21 protein-coding genes and 1 tRNA gene are annotated in these 25,212 nt (G+C 70.4%); 13 read left to right on the top strand and 9 right to left on the bottom strand.

What is annotated here, in order from left to right; all coding sequences use genetic code 11:
* The first annotated feature begins 47 nt into the window (after positions 1-47).
* The 9 genes from trpB to ACFWQG_RS11840 all read left to right on the top strand — a co-directional run bounded on the left by trpB (position 48) and on the right by ACFWQG_RS11840 (position 14,394).
* On the top strand, positions 48-1,298 hold the full coding sequence (gene trpB / locus ACFWQG_RS11880; RefSeq protein ID WP_378507818.1) for a tryptophan synthase subunit beta: 1,251 nt from the start codon (positions 48-50) through the stop codon (positions 1,296-1,298).
* The gene (gene trpA / locus ACFWQG_RS11875) at positions 1,295-2,098 is read left to right on the top strand and encodes a tryptophan synthase subunit alpha (protein ID WP_378507817.1); all 804 of its coding nucleotides are present in this window, start codon (positions 1,295-1,297) and stop codon (positions 2,096-2,098) included. The genes trpB and trpA overlap by 4 nt, the downstream gene beginning before the upstream one ends.
* Positions 2,095-3,081 carry a prolipoprotein diacylglyceryl transferase gene (gene lgt / locus ACFWQG_RS11870; protein ID WP_378507816.1) on the top strand — a complete coding sequence of 329 codons (987 nt, stop codon included), beginning with the start codon at positions 2,095-2,097 and terminating at the stop codon, positions 3,079-3,081. The genes trpA and lgt overlap by 4 nt, the downstream gene beginning before the upstream one ends.
* Positions 3,078-3,611, top strand: a complete 534-nt coding sequence (locus tag ACFWQG_RS11865; protein ID WP_378507815.1) for a TM2 domain-containing protein — start codon at positions 3,078-3,080, stop codon at positions 3,609-3,611. Before lgt ends, ACFWQG_RS11865 begins: the two co-directional genes overlap by 4 nt.
* A 278-nt stretch (positions 3,612-3,889) precedes the next feature.
* A complete protein-coding gene (gene gltB / locus ACFWQG_RS11860; RefSeq protein WP_378507949.1) occupies positions 3,890-8,467 on the top strand; it encodes a glutamate synthase large subunit in 4,578 nt (1,525 codons plus the stop codon).
* Entirely contained in the window at positions 8,460-9,965 is a 1,506-nt protein-coding gene (locus tag ACFWQG_RS11855; RefSeq protein WP_378507814.1) for a glutamate synthase subunit beta, read from the top strand. The genes gltB and ACFWQG_RS11855 overlap by 8 nt, the downstream gene beginning before the upstream one ends.
* Before the next feature lie 116 nt (positions 9,966-10,081).
* The gene (gene pyk / locus ACFWQG_RS11850; RefSeq protein WP_378507813.1) at positions 10,082-11,500 is read left to right on the top strand and encodes a pyruvate kinase; all 1,419 of its coding nucleotides are present in this window, start codon (positions 10,082-10,084) and stop codon (positions 11,498-11,500) included.
* 45 nt (positions 11,501-11,545) lie between these two features.
* Complete coding sequence (locus tag ACFWQG_RS11845) at positions 11,546-12,442, top strand: acyl-CoA thioesterase (protein ID WP_378507948.1); 897 nt, start codon at positions 11,546-11,548, stop codon at positions 12,440-12,442.
* Between the two features lie 98 nt (positions 12,443-12,540).
* Positions 12,541-14,394: an ABC transporter ATP-binding protein/permease gene (locus tag ACFWQG_RS11840; RefSeq protein WP_378507812.1), complete on the top strand. Its 1,854-nt coding sequence runs from the start codon at positions 12,541-12,543 to the stop codon at positions 14,392-14,394.
* Between the two features lie 25 nt (positions 14,395-14,419).
* Here ACFWQG_RS11840 and ACFWQG_RS11835 read toward each other — a convergent pair whose 3' ends face one another.
* Positions 14,420-14,572, bottom strand: a complete 153-nt coding sequence (locus ACFWQG_RS11835; RefSeq protein ID WP_378507811.1) for a hypothetical protein — start codon at positions 14,570-14,572, stop codon at positions 14,420-14,422.
* A gap of 318 nt (positions 14,573-14,890) precedes the next feature.
* Here ACFWQG_RS11835 and ACFWQG_RS11830 point away from each other — a divergent pair, with 318 nt between their 5' ends.
* Positions 14,891-15,865, top strand: a complete 975-nt coding sequence (locus tag ACFWQG_RS11830) for an alpha/beta hydrolase (protein ID WP_378507810.1) — start codon at positions 14,891-14,893, stop codon at positions 15,863-15,865.
* Positions 15,866-15,872: 7 nt separating this feature from the next.
* Here ACFWQG_RS11830 and ACFWQG_RS11825 read toward each other — a convergent pair whose 3' ends face one another.
* The 7 genes from ACFWQG_RS11825 to ACFWQG_RS11795 form a co-directional block, all read right to left on the bottom strand.
* A complete protein-coding gene (locus ACFWQG_RS11825) occupies positions 15,873-16,331 on the bottom strand; it encodes an SRPBCC family protein (protein WP_378507809.1) in 459 nt (152 codons plus the stop codon).
* Positions 16,332-16,421: 90 nt separating this feature from the next.
* Positions 16,422-16,586, bottom strand: a complete 165-nt coding sequence (locus tag ACFWQG_RS11820; protein ID WP_378507808.1) for a hypothetical protein — start codon at positions 16,584-16,586, stop codon at positions 16,422-16,424.
* A 310-nt stretch (positions 16,587-16,896) separates the two neighbouring features.
* A complete protein-coding gene (locus ACFWQG_RS11815) occupies positions 16,897-17,763 on the bottom strand; it encodes an SGNH/GDSL hydrolase family protein (protein WP_378507807.1) in 867 nt (288 codons plus the stop codon).
* 110 nt (positions 17,764-17,873) lie between these two features.
* A complete protein-coding gene (locus ACFWQG_RS11810; RefSeq protein WP_378507806.1) occupies positions 17,874-18,110 on the bottom strand; it encodes a hypothetical protein in 237 nt (78 codons plus the stop codon).
* 253 nt (positions 18,111-18,363) lie between these two features.
* Positions 18,364-18,672 (bottom strand): type II toxin-antitoxin system PemK/MazF family toxin, encoded by a 309-nt coding sequence (locus ACFWQG_RS11805; protein ID WP_378507805.1) that lies wholly within the window; start codon positions 18,670-18,672, stop codon positions 18,364-18,366.
* A complete protein-coding gene (locus ACFWQG_RS11800; RefSeq protein WP_378507804.1) occupies positions 18,672-18,923 on the bottom strand; it encodes a YlcI/YnfO family protein in 252 nt (83 codons plus the stop codon). The genes ACFWQG_RS11805 and ACFWQG_RS11800 overlap by 1 nt, the downstream gene beginning before the upstream one ends.
* A gap of 337 nt (positions 18,924-19,260) precedes the next feature.
* A tRNA-Leu gene (locus ACFWQG_RS11795) sits at positions 19,261-19,337 on the bottom strand.
* 122 nt (positions 19,338-19,459) lie between these two features.
* Between ACFWQG_RS11795 and ACFWQG_RS11790 the strand changes: the two genes are divergently transcribed.
* Positions 19,460-20,068 carry an ANTAR domain-containing response regulator gene (locus tag ACFWQG_RS11790; protein WP_378507803.1) on the top strand — a complete coding sequence of 203 codons (609 nt, stop codon included), beginning with the start codon at positions 19,460-19,462 and terminating at the stop codon, positions 20,066-20,068.
* Here the strand turns inward: ACFWQG_RS11790 and ACFWQG_RS11785 are convergent.
* Complete coding sequence (locus ACFWQG_RS11785; protein WP_378507802.1) at positions 19,980-21,395, bottom strand: FAD-dependent oxidoreductase; 1,416 nt, start codon at positions 21,393-21,395, stop codon at positions 19,980-19,982. The two genes, ACFWQG_RS11790 and ACFWQG_RS11785, sit on opposite strands and share 89 nt — an antisense overlap.
* Before the next feature lie 195 nt (positions 21,396-21,590).
* Here ACFWQG_RS11785 and polA point away from each other — a divergent pair, with 195 nt between their 5' ends.
* Both polA and ACFWQG_RS11775 read left to right on the top strand, forming a co-directional pair.
* Positions 21,591-24,320: a DNA polymerase I gene (polA, locus tag ACFWQG_RS11780; protein WP_378507801.1), complete on the top strand. Its 2,730-nt coding sequence runs from the start codon at positions 21,591-21,593 to the stop codon at positions 24,318-24,320.
* A 1-nt stretch (position 24,321) separates the two neighbouring features.
* Positions 24,322-25,095: a PIG-L family deacetylase gene (locus tag ACFWQG_RS11775; RefSeq protein ID WP_378507800.1), complete on the top strand. Its 774-nt coding sequence runs from the start codon at positions 24,322-24,324 to the stop codon at positions 25,093-25,095.
* The last annotated feature ends 117 nt before the right edge of the window (positions 25,096-25,212 follow it).

The following is a 25,212-nucleotide window of genomic DNA, read 5'->3' as shown; positions in this document are numbered from 1 at the left end:
TACTTTCCGCGAAGGGCTTCCCCAGCACGAACCAGGGCCTGCCACTGATGAGCGATGCAGTGGCGACCCCCACCGCGCACGAACCTGACGCGGGTGGACATTTCGGGGTCTTCGGCGGCCGCTACCTTCCCGAGGCCCTGATGGCCGTCATCGAAGAGGTGACCGCCGCCTACGAGAAGGAACGCGGCGACCCCGGCTTCCTTGCCGAACTCGACCGCCTCCAGCGCGACTACACCGGGCGGCCCTCGCCGGTGTACGAGGCCACCCGGCTCAGCGAGCACGCGGGCGGTGCGCGACTGCTGCTCAAGCGCGAGGACCTCAACCACACCGGGTCCCACAAGATCAACAACGTGCTCGGGCAGGTGCTGCTCGCCAAGCGGATGGGTAAGACCCGCGTCATCGCCGAGACCGGGGCTGGCCAGCACGGCGTCGCGACCGCGACCGCGTGCGCCCTCTTCGGGCTCGACTGCCTCGTCTACATGGGCGAGGTCGACACCCAGCGGCAGGCACTCAACGTCGCCCGCATGCGACTGCTCGGCGCCGAGGTGATCGCCGCGAAGACCGGGTCGCGCACCCTCAAGGACGCCATCAACGAGGCGATGCGGGACTGGGTCACCAACGCCGACAACACCTACTACTGCTTCGGGACCGCCGCCGGTCCGCACCCGTTCCCGGCGATGGTCCGCGATTTCCAGCGCATCATCGGTCTTGAGGCGCGTGCCCAGGTGCAGGCCTCGACCGGTCGGCTGCCCGACGCGGTCGTCGCGTGTGTCGGCGGCGGATCCAACGCGATCGGCATCTTCCATCCGTTCATCGACGACGCCGCGGTGCGGCTGGTCGGCATCGAGGCGGGCGGCGACGGCGTGGACACCGGGCGGCACGCCGCGACGATCGGCGGCGGCAGCCACGGCGCGCTGCACGGCGCGTACTCGTACCTGCTGCAGGATGAGGACGGGCAGACCATCGAGTCGCACTCGATCTCCGCCGGACTGGACTATCCCGGTGTCGGGCCGGAGCATTCGTGGCTCGCCGATACCGGTCGCGCCGAATATCGGTCGGCCACCGACACCGCCGCGATGGACGCGTTCGCGTTGCTGTGCCGCACCGAGGGCATCATCCCGGCGATCGAGTCCGCCCACGCCGTCGCGGGAGCACTCGAGGTCGGCAGGGAACTCGGCGAGGGCGCGATTGTGCTGGTGAACATCTCGGGCCGCGGCGACAAGGACGTCGACACCGCAGGCAAGTGGTTCGGATATCTCCCCGCAGACAGCACCGACGCCGAAGGAGCAGCGCAGTGAGCGCCCCGCACGAACGCCTCACCGAGATCTTCACGAGCTGCCGCGCCGAGAAGCGCGCCGCGCTGGTCGGGTACCTGCCGGTCGGCTATCCGACCGTCGCGGAGTCCGTCGCGGCCGTCACCACCCTCGTCGAGGCGGGCTGCGACCTCGTCGAGGTCGGCATCCCCTACAGCGACCCGGTGATGGACGGCACCACGATCCAGGACGCCGCCACCGCGGCGCTGGCCGCCGGGGTGCGCGTACGTGACGTGTTCCCTGCCGTGCAGGCCGTCACCGACGCGGGCGGGGCCGCGGTCGTCATGACCTACTGGAACCTGGTGCTCCGGTACGGGGTCGACAACTTCGCCCGTGACCTGGCCGCCGCGGGTGGGCTCGGGATAATCACCCCGGACCTGATCCCCGACGAGGCCGCCGAGTGGATCGCCGCCTCCGACAAGTACGGCCTCGGCCGCATCTTCCTGGTGTCGCCGTCGTCGACCAACGAGCGGCTCGCGATGACGCTGGACCAGTGCCGCGGCTTCGTGTACGCGACGTCGACGATGGGGGTCACCGGTGCCCGCGACAACGTCGACAACCGTGCGCCGGAACTGGTTGCCCGGGTTCGGGAGCACTCCGACATCCCCGTCGGCGTCGGTCTCGGCGTCCGATCCGGGGCGCAGGCCGCCGAGATCGCCGCGTACGCGGATGCGGTCATCGTCGGCTCCGCGCTCGTCACCGCGACGGCGGCGGGCCCGGATGCGTTGCGGGCCCTGACGACCGAACTCGCCGCCGGTGTCCGTTCGGCTACCGTGGCGTCGTGACGTCGACAGTCGAACTGCTCGCCTACCTCCCGAGTCCGCCGCAGGGGGTGTGGACCATCGGTCCGGTGCCGCTGCGGGCCTACGCCCTGTGCATCATCGCGGGCATCGTGGTCGCGGTGGTGTGGGGTGATCGCCGCTGGGTCGCCCGCGGGGGCGAGAAGGGCACCGTCCTCGACGTCGCGATCTGGGCGGTGCCGTTCGGCCTGGTCGGTGGCAGGCTGTACCACGTCCTCACCGACTGGAGCACCTACTTCGGGGAGGGTGGCAGCCCCGCCGACGCGCTGAAGATCTGGCAGGGTGGCCTCGGGATCTGGGGCGCGGTCGCGCTCGGCGCGGTCGGCGCGTGGATCGGCTGCCGCCGGATGGGGGTGTCCGTCGCCGCGCTCGGTGACGCGATCGCCCCGGCAGTCCTGCTGGCGCAGGCCATCGGCCGGCTCGGAAACTGGTTCAACCAGGAACTGTACGGCCGGGAGACGACGGTGCCGTGGGGGCTGGAGATCTATCAGCGGGTGAACGAGGCGGGCCGCCTCGACGCGCTGACCGGCACCTCCAACGGTGTCGTCGAGAGGGTTGTGCACCCGACCTTCCTGTATGAACTGGTCTGGAACGTCCTGGTCGTGATCCTGCTGGTCTGGGTGGACCGCCGCTTCCGGATCGGGCACGGCCGCCTGTTCGCGCTGTATGTGGCCGGCTACTGCCTCGGCCGGTTCTTCGTGGAGCTGATGCGTGACGACCACGCCACCCTGATCGCCGGGATCCGGATCAACTCGTTCACCGCGGCGATCGTATTCGCCTGTGCGGTGGCGTACGTTGTCCTCGCGACGAAGGGTCGCGAGACGCCCGCTGAACTGCGGATCGGGAAGGCCCGCACCGAGTACGTCGCCGAGCACCCCGACGCGGCGCCCGCCGCCGACGGTGACGCCGCCGACGGCGACCCGGCCGCGCGGGCGAAGGGCACAACGACACCGGGGGAGGACTCGTGACCACACCCGACGACGACTGGCAGAAGCGCATCGAGAACGGTGGCAGCTGGGCCGACCCGGGGCCCGGGTATCCGCCGCCGCCGAGCGGCGGGACCGCCGACTCGCGGCCGCCCGGACCCGTGTACGGGGCGCCCAGTACCGGCCATCCGCCGCCCGGGTTCCCGCCGCTGGACGCGACGCAGCAGTTCGCCGCGGTGCCGGGATATGGCTACGCCCCCGCGGACGCGGGCGCGCCGTACGGCCGCGACCCGGTCACCGGGGAGCCGTTGTCGGACAAGTCGAAGGTCGCGGCCGGGCTGCTGCAGATCCTGCTCGGCATGGTCGGGGTGTGCGGGGTGGGCAGGCTCTATACCGGCAGCACCAACATCGGGCTCGCGCAGCTGCTGCTGTTCTGGGTCGGCTTCCCGGCAATGTTCCTGCTCGTCGGGTTTCTGATCGTGCCCGCGGTGTGGATCTGGGCGTTCGTCGACGGGATCCTGATGCTGACCGGGGCGGTCCGGGACGGGCAGGGGCGCAAGCTCCGCGACTGACCGCTCGACACCCGATGCCCGTGTGCACACCCGTTCTGCCGGCTGCACACGGGCGTTGGGCGTGCAGTGGGGGTGTGCGTGCCGGAGCGGGCGTGTGCACAGGGGGTGCCGCCGACCGACGGTGCCTGAAACCGGCACTCCTGCCAGCGGCGTTTCCGGCCTACACTGAGCGCACCCGAGTGTGACGCTCGGCCGACTGCGACCTGTGCGCCACACCGGACGTCGTCCACCCCCATGCGCCGCGTGCCATGACGGTGGCCGCCGAGTGGAGGTGTCAGGTGCTGTTCTCCCGGATACCCGAGCCGCGGGGCCTCTACGACCCGGCGCGTGAGTCCGACTCCTGCGGAGTCGCGATGGTCGCGGACCTGCACGGCCGCCGCAGCCACGGCATCGTCACCGACGGGCTGCTCGCCCTCGCGAACCTCGAACACCGCGGCGCGGCTGGCTCGGAGCCGAACAGCGGGGACGGCGCCGGGATCCTGCTGCAGCTGCCGGTCGAGCTGCTCGCCGCCGTCACCGGGTTCGACCTTCCCGACCCCGACCCGAACGGCGGCAACCGGTTCGCCGCAGGCATCTGCTTCCTGCCCCGCGACCCGGACGCCCGCCGCGCCGCGGTGACGCGCATCGAGCGGATCGCGGTGCAGGAGCACCTGGACGTGCTCGGGTGGCGGGAGGTGCCCGTCGACCCGGACGGCGCCGACATCGGCGCGGGCGCCCGCGACTGCATGCCGCACCTGAGTCAGCTGTTCGTCGCCGCCCGGGCGGGCCCGGAGGGCGTCCGCGCCTCCGGGCTCGACCTCGATCGGCTCGTCTACCCGCTGCGCAAGCGCGCCGAGCAGGCCCCCGACGACGAGCGCCTCGGCGTCTACTTCCCGTCCCTGTCCGCCAGGACGCTGGTGTACAAGGGAATGCTCACCACCACCCAACTGCCCGCCTTCTTCCCCGACCTACGCGACCCGCGGTGCGTCAGCGCGATCGCGATCGTGCATAGTCGCTTCTCCACCAACACGTTCCCGTCCTGGCCGCTTGCGCACCCGTTCCGGTACGTCGCGCACAACGGCGAGATCAACACCGTCCGCGGCAACCGGAATCGGATGCGGGCACGGGAGGCGCTGCTCGCGTCCGACCTGATCCCCGGCGATCTGCGGCGGCTGTATCCGATCTGCACGCCCGACGCCTCGGACTCCGCGTCGTTCGATGAGGTTCTCGAGCTGCTGCACCTCGGCGGCCGCAGCGTCGAGCACGCGGTGATGATGATGATCCCCGAGGCGTGGGAGAACCACCGGGCGATGCCGCAGTCCCGCCGCGACTTCTACCGCTACCACGCCTGCCTGATGGAACCGTGGGACGGGCCCGCCTGCGTGACGTTCACCGACGGCACCCGGGTCGGGGCGGTGCTGGACCGCAACGGGCTGCGGCCGGGCCGGTGGTGGCGGACGGTGGACGACCGCATCGTCCTCGCGAGCGAGGCCGGGGTGCTCGACGTCGAACCGTCGCGGGTGCTGGCGAAGGGCCGACTCGAGCCGGGTCGGATGTTCCTCGTCGACACGGCGGCGGGCCGGATTGTGCCCGACCCGGAGATCAAGGCGGACCTCGCCGCCGCCCGCCCGTACGGCGAGTGGCTGTACGCGGGCCTGCTCGGATTGGACGAGTTGCCCGCCCGGCCGCCGATCGTGCACCCGCACGAGTCGGTGCTGCGCAGGCAGGTCGCGTTCGGGTACACCGAGGAGGATCTGCGGATCCTGCTCACCCCGATGGCGTCGGGCGGCGGTGAGCCGCTCGGGTCGATGGGCACCGACACCCCCGTCGCGGTGATGTCGCAGCGTCCGCGGCTGCTGTACGACTACTTCGTCGAACTGTTCGCGCAGGTCACCAACCCGCCGCTGGACGCGATCCGGGAGGAGGTCGTCACCTCCCTGACCCGGGTGATGGGACCCGAGCAGAACCTGCTGCACCCCACCGCCGCGTCCTGCAGGCAGATCGTGCTGTCGTGGCCGGTGCTCGACAACGAGGCGCTCGGCAGGATCATCCACATCGACGACGAGGGCGACCACGCCGGGCTCGCGGCGACGGTGCTGCCCGCCCTGTACGACGTGGCGGACGGCGGGGACGGCATGGTGCGGGCGATCGAGGATCTGCGGGCCCGGGCGAGCGCAGCGATCGCCGACGGGTATCGCACCCTGGTGATCTCCGACCGCGACTCCGACCACGCCCGCGCCCCGATCCCGTCGTTGCTCGCGGTGTCGGCGGTGCACCACCACCTGATCCGGACCAGGGAACGCACCAAGGTCGCGCTCGTCGTCGAGTCCGGCGACGCCCGCGAGGTGCACCACGTGGCGTTGCTGATTGGGTTCGGGGCGGCCGCCGTCAACCCGTACCTGGCGATGGAGACGATCGAGGACCTCGTCGCGGAGGGCGAGCTGACGGGTCTGGAACCGGCGGTCGCGGTCCGCAACTATCTGACCGCGCTCGGCAGGGGGGTGCTCAAGGTGATGTCGAAGATGGGCATCTCCACGGTCGGGTCCTACACGGCGGCACAGGTTTTCGAGGCGATTGGGCTGGACCGCGCGGTGGTGCACGAGTACTTCCGCGGCACCACCTCGACGCTGGGCGGTGTCGGGGTCGACGTCCTCGCCTCGGAGGTCGCCGCCCGGCACCGGATGGCGTATCCGGACAACCCGGCCGACCTCGCGCACCGCCGCCTCGACGTCGGTGGCGAGTATCAGTATCGCAGGGAGGGTGAACTGCACCTGTTCACGCCGGAGACGGTGTTCCTGCTGCAGCACGCGACCCGCACCGGCCGCCGCGACGTGTTCGCCCGCTACAGCGCGGAGGTGAACACCCTCGCCGAGCGCGGCGGGGCGTTGCGCGGCCTGTTCCGGTTCCGGGAGGGGGTGCTGCCGCCGGTTCCGCTCGCCGAGGTGGAGCCGGTGGAGAGCATCGTCACCCGCTTCAACACCGGCGCGATGAGCTACGGGTCCATCTCCGCGGAGGCACACGAGACGATGGCCGTCGCGATGAACCGTCTTGGGGGGCGGTCGAATTCGGGTGAGGGTGGGGAGAACGCGGACCGGCTGCGGGATCCGCTGCGGCGCAGCGCCGTCAAGCAGGTCGCCAGCGGTCGATTCGGGGTGACCGGCGACTATCTCGTCAACGCCACCGACATCCAGATCAAGGTGGCGCAGGGCGCCAAGCCGGGCGAGGGCGGCCAGCTGCCCCCGTTCAAGGTGTATCCGTGGATCGCGGAGACCCGGCACTCGACCCCCGGTGTCGGGCTGATCTCCCCGCCGCCACACCACGACGTCTACTCCATCGAGGACCTCGCCCAGCTGATCCACGACCTGAAGAACGTCAACGAGAACGCCAGGGTGCACGTCAAACTGGTCAGCTCCGTCGGGGTCGGCACGGTCGCCGCTGGGGTGTCGAAGGCGCACGCCGATGTGGTGCTGATCTCCGGCAGCGACGGCGGCACCGGGGCCTCGCCGCTGACCTCGCTCAAGCACGCGGGGACGCCGTGGGAGATCGGTCTCGCCGACACCCAGCAGACCCTTGCCCTGAACGGGCTGCGGGACCGGATCACCGTCCAGTGCGACGGCGGCCTGCGGACCGGTCGGGACGTGATGGTCGCGGCGCTGCTCGGCGCCGAGGAGTACGGCTTCTCCACCGCGCCGCTCGTCGTCGCGGGCTGCATCATGATGCGGGTGTGTCACCTCGACACCTGCCCGGTCGGGGTCGCCACCCAGAACCCGGTGCTGCGGGCCCGGTACACCGGCCGACCGGAGTTCGTCGAGGAGTTCTTCCGGTTCGTGGCGGAGGAGGTTCGCGAACACCTCGCCAGGCTCGGGCTGCGGAGCATCGACGAGGCGACCGGCCGCGCCGACCTGCTGGACACCGCGGCGGGGGTGGCGCACTGGAAGAGCCGCGGCCTGGACCTGACGCCGATCTTCCTGGCGCCCGCCAGGCCCGACGGCGCACCGTCGCCGCAGCGGCACCGGGTCCGCGGCCAGGACCACGGGCTCGACCGCGCGTTGGACCGCAGCCTGATCCAGCTGGCGGAGGGCGCCCTCGAGGACGCGCACCCGGTGCGGCTGCGGCTGCCGGTGCGCAACGTCAACCGCACCGTCGGGACCCTGCTCGGCGCCGAGGTGACCCGCCGCTACGGCGCGACTGGGCTGCCGGACGAGACCATCGTCGTGACCCTGACCGGGTCGGCGGGGCAGTCCCTCGGCGCCTTCGTCCCGCCGGGGATCACCCTCGAGATGATCGGCGACGCCAACGATTACGTCGGCAAGGGGCTCTCCGGCGGACGGATCGTGGTGCGGCCCGCCGCGGACGCGCCGTTCGACGCGGAGCAGCAGGTGATCGCGGGCAACACCATCCTCTACGGCGCCACCTCCGGGGAGGTGTTCCTGCGGGGCCGGGTGGGGGAGCGATTCGCGGTCCGCAACTCGGGGGCGACGGCGGTCGTCGAGGGCGTCGGCGACCATGCCTGCGAGTACATGACCGGTGGCCGGGTGGTGATCCTCGGACCGACGGGACGCAATGTGGCTGCCGGGATGTCCGGGGGCATCGCCTACGTGCTGAACCTGGATCCGACGCTGGTCAACACCGCGATGGTCGACCTCGAACTGCTCGACCCCGACGACCTCGACTGGGTGCGCGACGCCGTTGCCGCGCACCGCGACCGCACCGGATCGCCGGTCGCGGCGTCGGTGCTCGCCGACTGGCCGCGGCGCAGCGGACTGTTCACCAAGATCCTCCCGGTCGACTACAAACGGGTGCTGGAGGCGACCCGGCTTGCGCGCGCCGAGGGTCGCGACGTCGACACCGCGATCATGGAGGCGGCCCGTGGCTGACCCGCACGGCTTTCTCCGGATTCGCAAGAGTGAGGCCCCGAAACGTCCTGTCGCCGAGCGGGTTCGGGACTGGGCGGAGGTCGGTGCCGGTCAGGCGGGCGAGGAGCGGGCCAGGGAGGTCGCGGAGCAGGGCGCCCGCTGCATGGACTGCGGCATCCCCTTCTGCCACTCCGGGACCGCGGGCTGCCCGCTCGGCAACCTGATTCCGGAATGGAACGACCTGGTGCGGCGCGGACGCTGGTCCGCCGCCGCGGACCGGTTGCACGCGACCAACAACTTCCCCGAGTTCACCGGCCGGATCTGTCCGGCGCCGTGCGAGGCGGCCTGCGTGCTGTCCATCGCCGAGCACGACACCGGCGGCAGCGTGACGATCAAACGGATCGAGCAGGCGATCGCCGACGCGGCATGGGAGGCGCACGCGGTGCCGCCGGTCCCGCCGCGGGTCCGCAGCGGGCGGGCGGTCGCGGTGGTCGGGTCGGGGCCGGCCGGGCTCGCTGCGGCGCAGCAGCTGACCCGCGCCGGGCACGACGTCACCGTGTTCGAACGGGATGACCGGCTCGGCGGGTTGCTCCGCTACGGGATCCCCGCGTTCAAGCTCGACAAGACGGTCATCGACCGCAGGGTCGAACAGATGCGCGCCGAGGGGACCCGGTTCGTCACCGACTGCGAGGTGGGCGTCGATCTCACCGCTGCGCAGCTGCGGGAGCGCTTCGACGCGGTGGTGCTTGCCGTCGGTGCGCTGCTGGCGCGGGACAACACCACCGTCCACGGACGCGAGCTAGACGGCATCCACCTGGCGATGGAGCATCTGGTGCTCGCGAATCGGGAATGCGAGGGTGACGGCGTCAGCCCGATCACCGGGCACGGTAAGCATGTGGTGATCATTGGCGGGGGCGACACCGGCGCCGACTGCCTCGGGACCGTGCACCGGCAGGGTGCGCTGTCGGTGACGCAGCTCGACTATCACCCGGAGGCGCCCGTCGTCCGCGACGACGAGCGGTCGCCGTGGCCGTCGTGGCCGATGGTGCTGCGCACCTCACCCGCGCACGCCGAGGGGGGTGTTCGGCGGTACGAGGTTGCGGTGCAACGCTTTGTGGGGGACGAGGCCGGGCACGTGCGGTCGATGGTGCTGGCCGAGGTGCGGGTCACCCGCGACGCGCGGGGGCGCAGGCACATCAGCCCGATCGGGGAGGAAGTCGAATTACCCTGCGACATGGCGCTTCTCGCGATCGGGTTCGAGGGGGTCGAGCACGAGCCGCTGCTGGAGGGTCTCGGTCTCAAGCTCACCGGCCGCGGCGTGCTGGGGTGCGGGTCGGACTGGCAGACCGGCGCGCCGGGGGTGTTCGTGTGCGGCGACGCCCACCGCGGGGCCTCGCTGGTGGTGTGGGCGATCGCCGAGGGCCGGTCCGCGGCGCGCGCCGCCGACGAATTCCTCACCGGGCGCTCGGATCTCCCCGCCCCGGTGCACCCGACGTCGCTGCCCCTCGAGGTGCTCTAGAACGGTCGGTGACCTGCGGGTGAACGGACGCCGACGGCGCCGTGTTCACAGACATGTGAAGGGATTCGCGGGGGAGTGAATGGAACCGGATCGGCTCACGGACTAGGGTTGAGCCCGTGACCCGACGGACAAAGATTGTGTGCACCCTCGGCCCCGCGGTGGCCTCCGAGCAGAAGATCCGCGACCTCGTCGCCAGCGGCATGGACGTCGCCCGCCTCAACTTCAGTCACGGCGAGCATGCCGACCACGAACACAACTATCACCTCGTCCGGGGCGCCTCCGACGCCACCGGCAAGGCCGTCGGCATCCTGGCCGACCTCCAGGGTCCGAAGATCCGGCTCGGCCGGTTCGCCACCGGTTCGACGGTGTGGGAGAACGGCGAGGAGGTGCGGATCACGGTCGAGGAGTGCGAGGGCACCCACGATCGGGTCTCGACCACCTACAAGGAACTCGCGCAGGACGCCAAGGCGGGTGACCGCCTCCTCGTCGACGACGGCAAGGTCGGACTCGAGGTCGTGCGCGTCGACGGCAACGACGTCGTCTGCCGGGTCACCGAGGGCGGACCGGTCAGCAACAACAAGGGTGTCTCGCTGCCGGGCATGAACGTCTCGGTGCCCGCGCTGTCCGAGAAGGACATCGAGGACCTCGAGTTCGCGCTCCGCCTCGGGGTCGACTTCATCGCGCTCTCGTTCGTGCGGTCACCCGCCGACGTGGAACTCGTGCATGCGGTGATGGATCGGGTCGGGCGCCGCATCCCGGTCATCGCCAAGCTGGAGAAGCCGGAGGCGATCGAGGCGCTCGAGGCGGTGGTCCTCGCCTTCGACGCGGTGATGGTCGCCCGCGGGGATCTGGGTGTCGAACTGCCGCTGGAGCAGGTGCCGCTGGTGCAGAAGCGGGCCATCCAGATCGCACGGGAGAACGCGAAGCCGGTCATCGTCGCGACGCAGATGCTCGACTCGATGATCGAGAACTCGCGGCCAACCCGGGCCGAGGCATCCGACGTCGCCAACGCCGTGCTCGACGGCGCCGACGCGGTGATGCTCTCCGGTGAGACGTCGATCGGCAAGTACCCGATCGAGACGGTCGAGACGATGGCCCGGATCGTGGAGGCCGTCGAGTCCGAGTCGACCCGGGTGCCGCCGCTGACCCACGTGCCGCGGACCAAGCGCGGCGTCATCTCCTATGCCGCCCGCGACATCGGTGAGCGCCTCGACGCGAAGGCGCTCGTCGCGTTCACCCAGTCCGGTGACACGGTGCGGCGCCTGGCCCGGCTGCACACCCCGCTGCCGCTGCTCGCGTTCACGCCGCTGCCGGAGGTGCGCAGCCAGCTCGCGCTGACCTGGGGCACCGAGACCTTCCTCGTGCCGCCGGTCTCGACCACCGACATCATGATCGGCCAGGTCGACACCGCGCTGCTGTCCCTCGGCCGGTACGCCAAGGGCGATCAGGTGGTGATCGTCGCCGGATCGCCGCCCGGCACCGTAGGCTCCACCAATCTGATTCACGTCCATCGGATCGGGGAAGAGGACCACTAGGTGAGTGACGCGGGTGCTGGCAGCGGGATCGTGACGACGGAGCAGATCTCGGCGGGCAATGTCCCGCCGGAGCGATCGCAGGATCTGTCGACCCTGCTGGAGCTGCTCGATCTTGAGCAGGCCGGCGAGGACACCTTCCTTGGCCGGCACCCGAGCGGCAGGGGGATCGGCAGCCGGACCTTCGGGGGCCAGCTGGTCGCCCAGTCGGTGATCGCGGCCGGGCGCACCGTCGACGGGGAACGGGCACCGCACCACGTGTCGGTGCACTTCGTCCGCGGCGGCGACCCGAAGCATCCGATCGAGTACCGGGTGGACCGGCTGCGGGACGGGCGGGCGCTGGCGAACCGGCAGGTGACCGCGCTGCAGGACGGTCAGGAACTGTGTGTGGCCCTGATCGGCTTCCAGGATTCGGGTCGCGGGCTCGAGCACGCGACGCGCGGCCCCGCCGTCGCGGATCCGGAGACGCTGCCCACCCTCGGTGAGCGGCTCGTCGGCTTCGAGGACGTGCTGCCCGGGTTCGTCGCCGCGCTACGGCCGATCGACATGCGCTACGTGAACGACCCGTCGTGGGTGCTCAAGGGTACCGGGGAGGCGCTCGGACACAATCGGGTCTGGATGCGCACCGACGGTCCGCTCGCCGACGACCCGCTGCTGCACGCCGCGGCGCTCGCCTACGGCTCGGACACCACCGTGCTGGACTCGATCGTCACCACCCACGGGCTGTCCTGGGGGTTGGACCGGCTCGTCGCGGCCACCGTCAACCATTCGATCTGGCTACACCGGCCGCTGCGGTTCGACGAGTGGGTGCTGTACTCCACCGAGTCTCCGGTCGCCGCCGGATCGCGCGGCCTGGCGACCGGCCACTTCTACTCCAGGGACGGGGACCTGCTCGCGACCGTCGTGCAGGAGGGGATGATTCGGCACTTCCCGAAGCGGGGCTGACCCCGGGAGTACACGGGTTCTCCGCTCGACCGGCCGGTGCACCCCAGCGGCGGTAGACTTCACGCGCTGTTCCCACCGCTACGGGAGGGGTCGCGAGCATGCCCGAATCGTCGTCGCTGGACTGGAATCACGAGTTTGGGAACAGTCTGCGGTGGACCCTCGAGGCCTTCGGTATTTCCGCGGTCTGCTTCCTCCTGATCGGGGTGCTGCTGCTCCGCTTCACCCGCTGGGGTCGACAGTTCTGGCGGATCAGCGGCGCCTACTTCACCGGTCGCGCCAGCGTGCCGGTGTGGGCGTTGCTCGCGGCGGTGCTGTTCATGACCGTGTTCGCGGTCCGGATGACGGTGCTGTTGTCCTACCAGGGCAACGAGATGTACACCTCGCTGCAGTTCGCGGCGCAGGGTTTCGCTCAGGGTGACGCCGCCGCGCTCGACGCAGCCAAGTCGGCCTTCTGGAAGAGCTTGCTGGTCTTCGGAATACTCGCCACCATCCACGTGGCGCGGTCCCTGCTCGACTTCTACATCGGGCAGGGATTCGACATCCGTTGGCGGCGTTGGCTCACCGAGCACGTGACCACCGACTGGCTCGACGGGCGCGCCTTCTACCGGGACCGGTTCGTCGACGCGTCGATCGACAACCCGGATCAGCGGATCCAGGCCGACATCACCGACTTCGTGCAGATATCCCGGACCCTGTCGATGGGCGCGGTCGGCGCCGTGGTCTCGCTGGTCTCGTTCACGAAGATCCTGTGGGACCTGTCCGGCCCGATGACCGTGTTCGGGACCGAGATCCCGAGGGCGATGGTGTTCCTCGTCTTCGGGTACGTCCTGGTGTCGACGATCGTCGCGTTCTGGCTCGGCAGGCCGCTGATCCGGCTGAACTTCTGGAACGAGCGCCTGACAGCGAACTTCCGTTACGCCCTCGTCCGGGTGCGCGACGGCGCCGAGAACGTGGCCTTCTACCGCGGCGAGCACGTCGAACGCCGCGGCCTCCTTGCCCGTTTCGCTGCCGTGCTGCGCAACTACTGGCGGATCGTGTACCGGACGCTGAAGTTCAACGGCTGGAACCTCGGCGTGAACCAGATCGCGGTCGTGTTCCCATTCCTGATCCAGGCCCCGCGCTTCTTCACCGGCACCATCACCCTCGGCGACATGACGCAGTCGGCGACCGCCTTCGGGCAGGTGCACGACTCGCTGTCCTTCTTCCGCGAGTCGTACGACACCTTTGCCGGCTACCGTGCCGCACTGATCCGCCTCGACGGGCTGCGCCGCGCCAACCACGTCTCCCGGGAGCTCCCCACCCTCGCCGCGGCCGACCTCGATGGCGCCCTGGAACTGGAGGACGTGCATGTCCGCACACCGGACGGCACACCGCTCGTGACCGGCCTCGACCTGACGTTGCGGCCGGGGGACGCGCTCGTCGTCAAGGGCAGGTCCGGCAGCGGGAAGACGACCCTGCTGCGCAGCCTCGCGCAGATGTGGCCCTACGCCGAGGGCCGGATCCGGTGTCCCGCCGGGCGTTCGACGCTGTTCCTGTCTCAGATGCCGTATCTGCCGCTCGGGGATCTGCGGACCGTCGTCGCCTACCCGGGCGGGGCGGCCGACGCCGGGGACGACGCGATCCGGGCGGTGCTGCGGAAGGTGCAGCTCGGCAACCTCGGGGACCGGCTCGACGAGGAACAGGACTGGGTGAAGGTCCTCTCGCCCGGTGAGCAGCAGCGGATCGCGTTCGCACGGATCCTGCTGCTGCGTCCGGCCCTTGTCTTCCTCGACGAGGCGACCTCGGCGGTGGATGAGGGCCTCGAGTTCATGCTCTACGACCTGATCCGCACCGAGGTGCCCGACTGCATGCTGTTCAGCGTCAGTCACCGAAGCACCGTCGACCGGCACCACACCCGGCAGCTCGAGTTGAGCGGTGCTGGGGCGTGGGAACTGTCGACGGTGTCGGTGTAGGCGGGCGCGGAGCGGGTCCGCGGCATCAGGGGCGCCAGCCCTCCGGCATGTGCTCGTCGGCGAACGCCAACTTGATCCGGATCAACTCGGACCGATTGGGCTTGCCCGACTTCATCAACAGCCCCTCGATCGCGGCCTGTTGGTCGTACTGCTGAATCTGGTTAGCGTCCATCTTCACCCCGACCAGGGGGCGGACCGGCCCCGGCCTAGGCATAGCGCCGATGTGTGTGTGCGGTCGCGCCCATCTGACCCCTCCCCGACTGCTCCGGATTAGCCGTTCTCGCATGCAATGTAGCGAACCGCCCAGACCGAATAGTACGTTTGCCCGTTTTTCCTGGACGAGTGTCCGATCGGCGACCCGGACCCGGTCACGATCGTTGCCGCCCCATAACGATTGGCGGACATCGGCGGTCCGAGGTTCGGACCCGGAATACCGTGGTCGGGCGGGAGGAACCATCGCGGTGTGGCGCATGGTGCGAACGTGACGGAGGTCCGAATGACGACCGTGCTGAGCCGAGCCTGGCGTTGTCTGGTGCTACTGCTGGTCACGGCGGTCGCGGTCCCGCTGAGCATCGCCGTCGCGCTCCCGGCCACCGCATCGGCGGACCCGTACCGACGACTGCACGAGGACTGGGTGCCGGCGCCGGGCGGAGTCGGGCACATCAAGGTTCGTACCTGGCTGGCGGCCAACGGAAGCGATCGCACCGTCTATCTCCTCGACGGACTGCGCGCCACCGACGACGTCAGCGGCTGGGAGCACGAGACGAACGCTGCCTGGCTCTCCGACCACGGCGTCAACGTCGTCGAACCGGTCGGCGGCCAGTCCAGCTTCTACGCCGACTGGTACGCCCCGAACAACTTCACCAACCAGCCGTACACCTACAAGTGGGAGTCGTTCCTCACCCGGAACCTGCCCGACTTCCTCGCCGCCACCTACGGTTTGAGCCGGTCGAAGAACGCGGTCGTCGGGCTGTCGATGGGCGGCAATGCCGCACTGATCCTGGCGTCGCGGCACCGGGACCAGTTCGCGTTCGCCGGCGCCCTGTCCGGCTACCTGAACCTGTCGGCGCCGGGGATGCGGGAGGCGATCCGGATCGCGATGCTCGACGCGGGCGGCTACAACTCGGACTGCATGTGGGGTCCGCCGTGGGATCCGGCCTGGCTGCTGCACGATCCGTTCGTGCAGGCGGAGGGCCTGCGCGGGTTGCCGATGTGGGTGTCCGCGGGCAGCGGCCTGCCCGGCGAGCACACCCGGCCCGTCGCGCCGATCGACTTCTGGAACACCACGATGGGGATGGGTCTCGAGGCGCTGTCGCTCGCGCAGACCCGGGCGTTCGAGATCCGGCTGCTGACGATGGGCATCGACACCGCCCACTTCGAGTTCCCCGCCACCGGGATTCACGCCTGGCCGTACTGGCAGGACCAGCTGTGGGCGATGCTCCCGATGCTCAAGGGTGCGATCGGCGCGTGACCCGCGGTCAGATCCGTTCCGCTCGGGCGGCGATGTCCCGCAGATCCGTCGTCATCACCTTCCTGGTGACCGCGGCCCCGAGCCGGCCGACGGTGGCGGCGAGCAGACGGTGCAGCACGGAGGTGCCCGGGTCCGCGGCGAACGTCATGGCCAGGTCGGTGCCGGAGCCGGTCGGGGTGAGCGTGAAGACCGTCGCGTACTCGGTGCCGCCGGACCGGGCCCGGACGACGGTGCGGTGCGGGGCATCGACCTCGGCGACCCACATCTCCTCGGTGGCCTCCCTGCCGAACATCGTGCGGGTCTCCCGCCACCGGGTGCCGACCCGGTAGCCGTCGCCCCCGACCCGCTCGATGCGGGTGACGCCGGAGAGGGTGTGCTCGGCGCCATCCAGATCGGTCAGCACCTCCCACACCCGCTCCGGTGTCGCCGCGACGTGGGTGGTGAGTCGAATCTCGTTGCTGGGCATGCAGGCTTCTCCTTGCGGGTTGCATGGACGACCTCATCCGAGGGTACGGGTGGTGCCGCCGCTCCGCGGGGTCCGCGACCGGAGGGTGTGTCAGGAGCAGGTGTTCGCGACCTCGTCACCCGCCATGACGGCGGCGACGAACGAGGCGGTGTCGGCCTCCGACGCGGTGATCGCGCCGCGGTGGTCCTGGCCCGGGTACACCCGGTAGTCGACCGGCGCGGCCGTGCACTTGGAGTTCTTGGGAGGTGCGTGCACTTGTGCGGCAAGCCCGAGCATCGCGCACCGCCGGGGTGGGTCTGGCCTGCCGATTTCCTGGCGTCCCCACCGGCCCGCGGTGTGCGATAGTGTTGCGCGTCACCGCCATCAGGTGACATGTCCCTCACGATACGTAGGAGTAGTTCATGGGCAGCATCGAGGAGATCTTCGCTTCCGTCGCCGACATTCTCGGCGGTCTTGGCCTCGGGTCGAGCGAGGGTGACACCGAGGCGTAGTCGCCCCGGAAGTCCACGGGACCCCGTCGCTCACCGAGCGGCGGGGTCCCGTCGCGTTCGGGTGTCCCGCTGGTTCACGCGGTGCCGATCGCGGCGAGCGCCGCGTCGGCGAGGGCGCGTTCACCGGTCGCGTTCGGGTGCACCGGAACCGGTTGCGTCGCCCCGATCATCGGCTCCACCCAGCGCTGCCCGGCCGGTTGGCAGCCGTCCCGGCCGAGCGAGGCCTGCGCCATATCGACGTACACGCTTCCGGTCTCGGCCGCCGCCGCCGCGACCGCGGCATTGAGGGTGTCCTGCAGGTCGTTCAGGTACGGGATGTCACCTGCCGCAAGGGGCATCGCGGGCGCGCACCCACCGTCGGTGGGGAGCAGGCGCGGATAGCCGACGATCACGACCTGTGCGTGCGGGGCGCGGGCGCGGACGTCACGCAGGGCCTGGACCAGTGCAGGCTGGGTGTTCTCCCGGACCGGGGCGGCGAGACTGTCGCCGTACTGCTGCTGGCACGGGTTCGATGCCGCGGGCCGGAGGGCGGCGGCGCCGATGCACTTGGCCATCGCGAGGCCGAAGGTGTCGTTGTTGTTGCCGCCGATCATCATCGTCACCACGTCCGTCGTCGGGGTGAGCGCATCGAGTTGTGGGGCCAGGCCGGGAAACTGGGGCCGGTAGAAGTCGTCGGTCTTGGCGCCGCCGCAACTGACGTCGGTCAGCCGGTAGCCGCGGTCCTCGGCAACCAGGTGCGCGAAGTTCCGCTCGGACTGCCAGCACGTCGGCAGCGTGCCCGGGACCATCGGTGCCACGCCGGATCCGGCGCTGAAGCTGTCGCCGAGATTGACGTACTCGACCGCTGGGGCGGCGGATGCGGCGACGGATGCGCCGAGTGACACCGTCGCGGCGATCACCGCTCCGGCGGCCAGTGTCCGTCGGGAGGTCCTGTCCACCACTGCCGCACCCCTGTCGCCGTGTCGGATCGCTCGGCGTCGACACCGGATCGACCCCGCGATTGGACAGGAATCTAGACGACTGTCCAGGTGAGGGCAAGGGTGACAGGCGATCAGGCGAGGCAGATCGGGAAGATGACGTTCGGCCCGAACAGCGGGACGATTCCGGCGGGGGCGCAGGCCAGGAAGGCGGCGAGCGGGTCCGCGTGCTGCTGTCCGATCAGGACGACCGGGTGGACCGGGCCGGGTGGCGGCGCCAGCGGTGCGGCGGTCGCCGGGGCCGGCGCGGCGAGGAGTAGGGGAGTCGCCGCCGCGGCGACCAGCGCCGAGCGGAGGGGTGTCGATGTCATGGCGAGCTTCTTCGTGCGATGCGGTGCGGTGTACGTCAACACTGCGCCCTCGCCCCGGGTCGCACAACCCTCGGTGCGGCGCGCCGCGGGGCGACATGGTGGTGAGCGGGTGGTGGCGATGCGCGGGAACGAAGTTCGGCCCTGGTCTGGTGCCCTCGGTGAGGCGAGATAGTCACATCCTGACGACCTTCGGGAGCACCATGGGCCCGTGCTGCTCATCGCTGGCGCGGATGCGGAACGTCGCCGCCGGGCATCAGAGGTCCGTGTCGAGGTCGAACGCTACGGCGATGGCGGAGGCGAGGGAGGCCTCCTGGTCGTCGTGCAGGTACCCGATCAGGCGCCCAAGGTCGGCCATCGGGATGGTTCCGATGTTGTCGCAGGACACCACGGAGTCGTGATCGAGACCGTTTCGGGCGTCGACGGGGACCTCGGTGGACAGGCCCTTGATGGTGCTGGTGATCGGGGCGACCGTGACGTTCGTCAGGTGCGGGATCACCGCCTCACGGGTGAGGACCAGGACCGGGCGGGTCTTGTCGAGGCGGGCGAGGCGGATCTCGCGCATCAGTCGATGTCCAGTGGGGTACGGGAGGCGTGGGCGGCGACGTCGTCGAGGTTGTCTGGGTCCTCGCGGTCCTTCCACGCTGCCAGGATCTCGGCGTCGCGTTCGGCGTTGCGTCGGCGCACCTCACGGCGGAGCGCGCGGGTGACGAGGTCGGCACGAGACTTGGTGTGGTGGTCGGCGACTTCCTGGTCGAGGAAGGCAACGAGGTCGGTGGGGATGCGGACGGTGATCTGCGTGGATGGGGTGGACATACCCTTATCATACCGATGTGGGATTCAAAGTGGTATGGATGCGTTGGCGGTGAGGTCTCGGGTCAGCCCGTCATCCGCCTGCCGACGAATCGCCGGTGGCCGGTGGCAGATCCAGTTTTCCTGTCCACCAGGAGCTCTCGCGCTTCGCGGTACGCTCGAGCCGTCGCATCGGCGGTGGATTAGGGCTGAGGAATACTCCGGTGTCGCTGGGGCAGAGTGTCCTGGGCGTGCGTGGGTAGGCGGTTGCTGCGGCTCGTGCGGATCAGGTGCGGACTGCCGCTTCCGGGGCGGATCTGAGGGGGCCTGGGTGAAGCCGGCATCCAACCCTGGGTTTGCGTGGTGCCCTCGGTGAGACTCGAACTCACACTGCACGGGTTTTGAATCCGTTTCCTCTGCCAATTGGGATACGAGGGCTGGTGCGGATACCGACTGTAGATGATCCGTTCGTCACGTCAAGCACCGGTACCCTGCAGGGGGTTGTACGGCGGCTGAAACGATCGAGCGGCTGTGGCTCACGAGGAAGGGAGAGGTCGACGATGAACGACCCGGTCGGGCAGGAGAACCGTCCGGCGTCACGCCGTGTGGTGGTCGCCGAGGACGAGGTGCTGATCCGAATGGACCTCGTCGAGATGCTCCGCGAGGAGGGGTACGACGTCGTCGGTGAGGCCGGGGACGGGCAGCGTGCCGTCGAACTCGCCGAGGAACTGCGTCCCGACCTGGTGATCATGGACGTGAAGATGCCGCGCCGCGACGGGATCGACGCCGCATCCGAGATCGCCGCGAAACGTATTGCGCCCGTGGTGATCTTGACCGCATTCAGCCAGAGGGAGCTGGTCGAGCGGGCGAGGGACGCCGGCGCGATGGCGTATCTGGTGAAGCCATTCTCGAAGGCCGACCTGGTGCCCGCGGTGGAACTCGCCGCGAGCCGGTTCTCCGAGATCGCCGCCCTCGAGAAGGAGGTCGCGAACCTGACTGAACGGTTCGAGACCCGCAAGCTGATCGAACGCGCGAAGAGCGTGCTGATGTCCTCCCAGTCGCTCACCGAACCCGAGGCGTTCACCTGGATCCAGCGGGCCGCGATGGACCGGCGGACCTCGATGAAGGTGGTCGCCGAGGTGATCCTGGAGACCCTCGGCGGGAAGTGATCCGGCGAAGGCCGGCCGCGGCGACCCGCCGCACGAGCGCGGGACGCATCAGCGCGGTCGGGTCGTCCAGCATGCCCGCCACCCGCAGGAAGGCGGCCCCGACCTCGGGGTCCCGCGCCGCGGCCGCCTGAACCAGCGGGACATAGGTGTTTGCCATCCGCACCCGCAGCGGGCGGGGGCCCGGGACCGCGGGGAACGCGAGGTCGGCGCCCGCCGCGATGTCCCACGGGGGATCGACGATCTTTGCCATGCCGCGCAACACCTTTCGAGGATCCGGTTCGGATGCGAGGTGCTCTCGCAGGGTGCGCGCCTCGAGGGCAGCCACGCTCATGCCCTGACCGTAGACGGGGTTGAAGCTGCACAGCACGTCCCCGACGGCCAGGAGACCGGCGGGGAACCGCGGCAGCCGCTCGTACCGGTGACGGATGCTCGCCGGGAAGCGCATCGCGACCGGCGGGTCGAGGAGTTCGGCGTCGCGGACGGCATCGTGGATGTCGGGGATCGGAAGGGACCGCGTGTACTCGACGAACGCGTTCGCGTCGGTGGGCGGAACCTCCCCGAGCATGCCGACCAGCGTCAGGATGTGCCTGCCGCCCTCGATCGCGGCAAGGGCGCCACCGCGGGTACAGCCCCCGCCTGGCGGAACGATCACGGCCCGTTGCGCTCCCAGCGCACCGGCGCGGAGCCGGACCACCCCCGTTGCATAGGTGATGTCGGTCGTCACCCGATCCTCGGCGGGCCGAGGGTAGCCGAGTGCCTCCAGCCACCGCGGCAGGCGTGAGCCGCGCCCGGTCGCGTCGACGACGAGGTCCGCGTCGAGGGTCACGTCGCCGCTCCCGTCGACCCGGCGGCTCACCCGCGCACCGGTCACGCGGCCGCCGTCCCGGCTCGCGGCGAGACCGAGAACGTCGCGGTGATCGTCGAGGACGACGCCGGGAAGTGCCCGCACCCGTTCCCGGACGTACCCCTCGATGCACGGCCTGCTGACGCTGATCACGGCGATCCCGCTGGCGGCCTGCGCGAACCGGTGGCCGCCGAAGTAGAGGCGTGCCTCGGCGAGTTGGTCGAGCATCGGCGCACCGCCCGCGACGAGGTCCGCGGCGAACCCGGGGAAGAGTTCCTCGAACACCTGCTGGCCGCGCGCCATCAGGCTGTGAATGTGGTGTCCCTGCGGCACCCCCCGGCGCTGCCCGGCCGTGTCGGGCAGTTCGTCCCGTTCGACGACGACCACCTGCGCGTACGCGTCCGCCAGGACCCGGGCCGCCAGCAACCCGGCCATGCTCCCCCCGAGCACCACGGCGCGGTCCCCGATCATCGCGTCGTTCATCGCGCCCTCCTCGCCCGGCCGGCGTGCCTGCTTCCGGTCACCGGGCCGCCCGGCGGCATGCCTGGGTGACGTATAGCGGAGTCAAAGGTGAATTCTACCCGGCCGGTTCCGCGGCAGGAGGGCCCCGACGATCCCCGATTGCGCGGACGGCCTGCCGTTGGCACCGTGTCGGTGTCCGTCCCTAGACTCTCTGCGGTGAGCCCGACAACGTCTCCCGCATCCTCCCTCCCCGCCGCCGACTCCGGCGACAAGCCGACGCTGCTGCTCCTTGACGGGCATTCGCTGGCCTACCGCGCGTTCTTCGCGCTGCCCGCCGAGAACTTCAAGACCCACAGCGGGCAGACCACCAACGCGGTGTACGGGTTCACGTCGATGCTGATCAACCTGCTGCGCGACGAGCAGCCCAGCCATGTCGCCGCCGCGTTCGACGTGTCCCGGCAGACGTTCCGCGCGGACGCGTTCCCCGAGTACAAGGCGAACCGCGCCAAGACCCCCGACGAATTCAAGGGGCAGGTGGAGGTCACCAAGGAGGTGCTCGGCGCGCTGGGCATCCCGGTGATGGCGGAGGCCGGGTTCGAGGCCGACGACATCATCGCGACCCTGACCACCCAGGCGGCCGAGCAGGGCTACCGGGTACTGGTCTGCACCGGCGACCGCGATGCGCTGCAGCTCGTCACCGACGACGTGACGGTGCTGTATCCGCGCAAGGGTGTCTCCGACCTGACCCGGTTCACCCCGGCGGCCGTCGAGGAGAAGTACGGGCTCACTCCCCGGCAGTACCCGGATTACGCGGCGCTGCGCGGCGACCCGTCCGACAACCTGCCCGGGATCCCGGGCGTCGGGGAGAAGACCGCCGCCAAGTGGATCCGCGAGTACGGGTCGCTGACCGAGCTGGTGGACCGGGTCGATCAGGTGCGCGGCAAGGTCGGCGACGCGCTGCGGGCCAACCTGTCGTCGGTGCTGATGAACCGGCAGCTCACCGAGATGGTCCGGGACGTGCCGCTGCCGTACGTGCCCGACCAGCTGGCGCTCGCCCCCTGGGACCGCGACAAGATTCACGCCCTGTTCGACGACCTCGAGTTCCGGGTGCTGCGGGACCGGCTGTTCGACACGCTCGCCTCCGCCGAACCCGAGGCGGAGGAGGGGTTCGAGGTGCGCGGCGGTGCCCTCGCGCCGGGCGAGGTCGCGGCGTGGCTGCGCGAGCATGTCGGCGCCGGGACCCGCGCCGGGGTGTCCGTGGTCGGCAGCGGTGCCCCCCACGGCGGCGACGCCACCGCCCTCGCGATCGCTGCCGCCGACGGGGAGGGCGGGTACATCGTCGCGGCGACCGTCACCGAGGACGACGAGACTGCCCTCGCGACCTGGCTGGCGGACCCGGCCGCGCCGAAGGCGTTGCACGAGGCGAAGGCCGCCATCCACGCGCTCCGCGGCCGCGGCTGGACCCTGCGCGGGCTCACCTCCGACACCGCGCTCGCCGCCTACCTGGTGCGGCCCGGCCAGCGCAGCTTCAACCTCGACGACCTGTCGCTGCGGTACCTCAAGCGGGAACTGCGGGTCGAGGACACCGGCGAGGCCCAGCTGTCGCTGCTCGACGACGGGGACGACGCCGACGCGAAGGCCGCGGAGACCGAGATCCTGCGGGCCCGCGCCGTCACCGACCTGGCCGACGCATTCGACACCGAACTCGCCGCCATCGAGTCGGCCCGACTACTGACGGATCTCGAACTCCCGCTGCTCGAGGTGCTCGCCGACGTCGAGGCCACCGGCATCGCCATCGACACCGACCACCTGCACGACCTGCAGTCCACGTTCGCGGACCGGGTCGCCGCCGCGGCGAACGCCGCGTACGAGGTGATCGGGGAACAGATCAATCTCGGGTCCCCGAAGCAGTTGCAGGTCGTGCTGTTCGACAAGCTCGACATGCCGAAGACGAAGAAGACGAAGACCGGGTACACCACCGACGCGGCCGCGCTCGAGTCGCTGTTCGAGAAGACCCAGCACCCGTTCCTCGAGCATCTGCTCGCGCATCGGGACGCCACCCGGCTCAAGGTGACGGTCGACGGCCTGCTCAAGTCCGTCGCCGACGACGGCCGCATCCACACCACCTTCAACCAGACCGTCGCCGCGACCGGGCGCCTGTCCTCGACCGAACCGAACCTGCAGAACATCCCGGTCCGCACCGACGCGGGCAGGCAGATCCGGGACGGTTTCGTCGTCGGCGCCGGATGTGAGTCGCTGATGACGGCCGATTACAGCCAGATCGAAATGCGGATCATGGCGCACCTGTCGAAGGACGAGGGCCTGATCGAGGCCTTCAACACCGGGGAGGACCTGCACAGTTTCGTCGGCTCCCGGGCGTTCGGGGTCCCGATCGAGGAGGTCACCGCGGAGCTGCGGCGTCGGGTGAAGGCGATGTCGTACGGGTTGGCCTACGGGCTGAGCGCATACGGGCTCGCCGCCCAACTGAAGATTTCCACCGAGGAGGCGAAGGAGCAGATGGACGCCTACTTCGCCCGCTTCGGTGGGGTGCGCGACTACCTGCACCAGGTGGTCGAGCAGGCCCGCAAGGACGGCTACACCTCCACCCTGTTCGGTCGCCGCCGCTATCTGCCGGACCTGAACTCGGACAACCGGCAGCGCCGCGAGGTCGCCGAACGTGCCGCGCTCAACGCGCCGATCCAGGGCACCGCCGCCGACATCATCAAGGTCGCGATGATCGACGTGCAGGCCGGATTGGCGGACGCGGGCCTGCGCTCCCGGATGCTGCTGCAGGTGCACGACGAACTGGTGCTCGAGGTCGCGTCGGGGGAGCGGGACGCGGTGGAGGCATTGGTCCGCGAGAAGATGGCCGGCGCCATCGAACTGTCCGTGCCGCTCGACGTCTCGGTCGGGGTCGGCCGCAGCTGGGACGCGGCGGCGCACTGAGATGGGTGTCCTGGTCTGCTTCCACGCGCACCCCGACGACGAGGTGTTCGTCACCGGCGGGGTGATCCGGCAGGCATCCGATGCGGGGCACCGCGTCGTGCTGGTCACCGCGACCGACGGCGCGCTCGGGGAGGTCCCCGACGGGCTGCTCGGCACCGGGGAGAGCCTCGCACAGCGGCGGCGCGCCGAACTGGACGTGTCCGCCGCCGCGCTCGGGGTACACCGGGTGGTGCCGCTGCACTACCGGGACTCCGGCATGGCGGGCACCGCCGACAACACCCACCCCGACGCCTTCTGCAACGCCGACGTCGAGGCGGCGGCGTCGCGGCTCGCGGACGTGCTCACCGAGGAATCCGCGGACGTTGTCACCATCTACGACACGAACGGCGGCTACGGGCATCCCGACCACATCCAGGTGCACCGGGTCGGGATCCGCGCCACCGACCTCGCCGGGGTGGAGCGGGTGTATGAGGCCGCCGTCAACCGGGACCACATGAAGCGGATGATCGCCGCGAACCCGGCCTGGTCGGACGAGGCGCAGCCGCCGGACCTCGACAGTTTCGGTCTGCCCGAGGCGCAGATCACCACCACCGTCGACGTGTCCGCGCAGATCGAGGCGAAGCGGGCCGCGATGGTCGCGCACGCCACCCAGGTCGGCGACTTCGGCCCCTTCCTCGGCATGCCCGTCGAGCAGCTGCGGGCCGCGTTCGGCGTCGAATGGTTCCGCCGCCGCGGCATGCCCGCGGGATACCGGGAGTCGGCACTGGCACTCTGACGGACGCACGGGACCGGGGGCGGGGGGAGGGTTGTTGTGGGGGAGGGACCGGTGGTGTTTGGTGTTTCGGTCTCCTTCTGCTTCGTGATTTTCCTGTTCACCCCCTCCCTTTCTACG

The sequence above is a fragment of the Rhodococcus sp. NPDC058532 genome (assembly GCF_042719255.1).
GTDB lineage: Bacteria > Actinomycetota > Actinomycetes > Mycobacteriales > Mycobacteriaceae > Rhodococcus_G.
Note: the sequence above shows the minus strand (reverse complement) of the source record. Positions and strands in the feature narration are given on the sequence as shown.

Bases quoted from the DNA above. Each gene is read 5' to 3' on its own strand.
- trpB (WP_378507818.1), top strand. From the start codon at position 48: ATGAGCGATGCAGTGGCGACCCCCACCGCGCACGAACCTGACGCGGGT.
- ACFWQG_RS11840 (WP_378507812.1), top strand. From the start codon at position 12,541: ATGCCCGAATCGTCGTCGCTGGACTGGAATCACGAGTTTGGGAACAGT.
- ACFWQG_RS11830 (WP_378507810.1), top strand. From the start codon at position 14,891: ATGACGACCGTGCTGAGCCGAGCCTGGCGTTGTCTGGTGCTACTGCTG.
- ACFWQG_RS11825 (WP_378507809.1), bottom strand. From the start codon at position 16,331: ATGCCCAGCAACGAGATTCGACTCACCACCCACGTCGCGGCGACACCG.
- ACFWQG_RS11810 (WP_378507806.1), bottom strand. From the start codon at position 18,110: ATGACATCGACACCCCTCCGCTCGGCGCTGGTCGCCGCGGCGGCGACT.
- ACFWQG_RS11805 (WP_378507805.1), bottom strand. From the start codon at position 18,672: ATGCGCGAGATCCGCCTCGCCCGCCTCGACAAGACCCGCCCGGTCCTG.
- ACFWQG_RS11800 (WP_378507804.1), bottom strand. From the start codon at position 18,923: ATGTCCACCCCATCCACGCAGATCACCGTCCGCATCCCCACCGACCTC.
- ACFWQG_RS11790 (WP_378507803.1), top strand. From the start codon at position 19,460: ATGAACGACCCGGTCGGGCAGGAGAACCGTCCGGCGTCACGCCGTGTG.
- ACFWQG_RS11785 (WP_378507802.1), bottom strand. From the start codon at position 21,395: ATGAACGACGCGATGATCGGGGACCGCGCCGTGGTGCTCGGGGGGAGC.
- ACFWQG_RS11775 (WP_378507800.1), top strand. From the start codon at position 24,322: ATGGGTGTCCTGGTCTGCTTCCACGCGCACCCCGACGACGAGGTGTTC.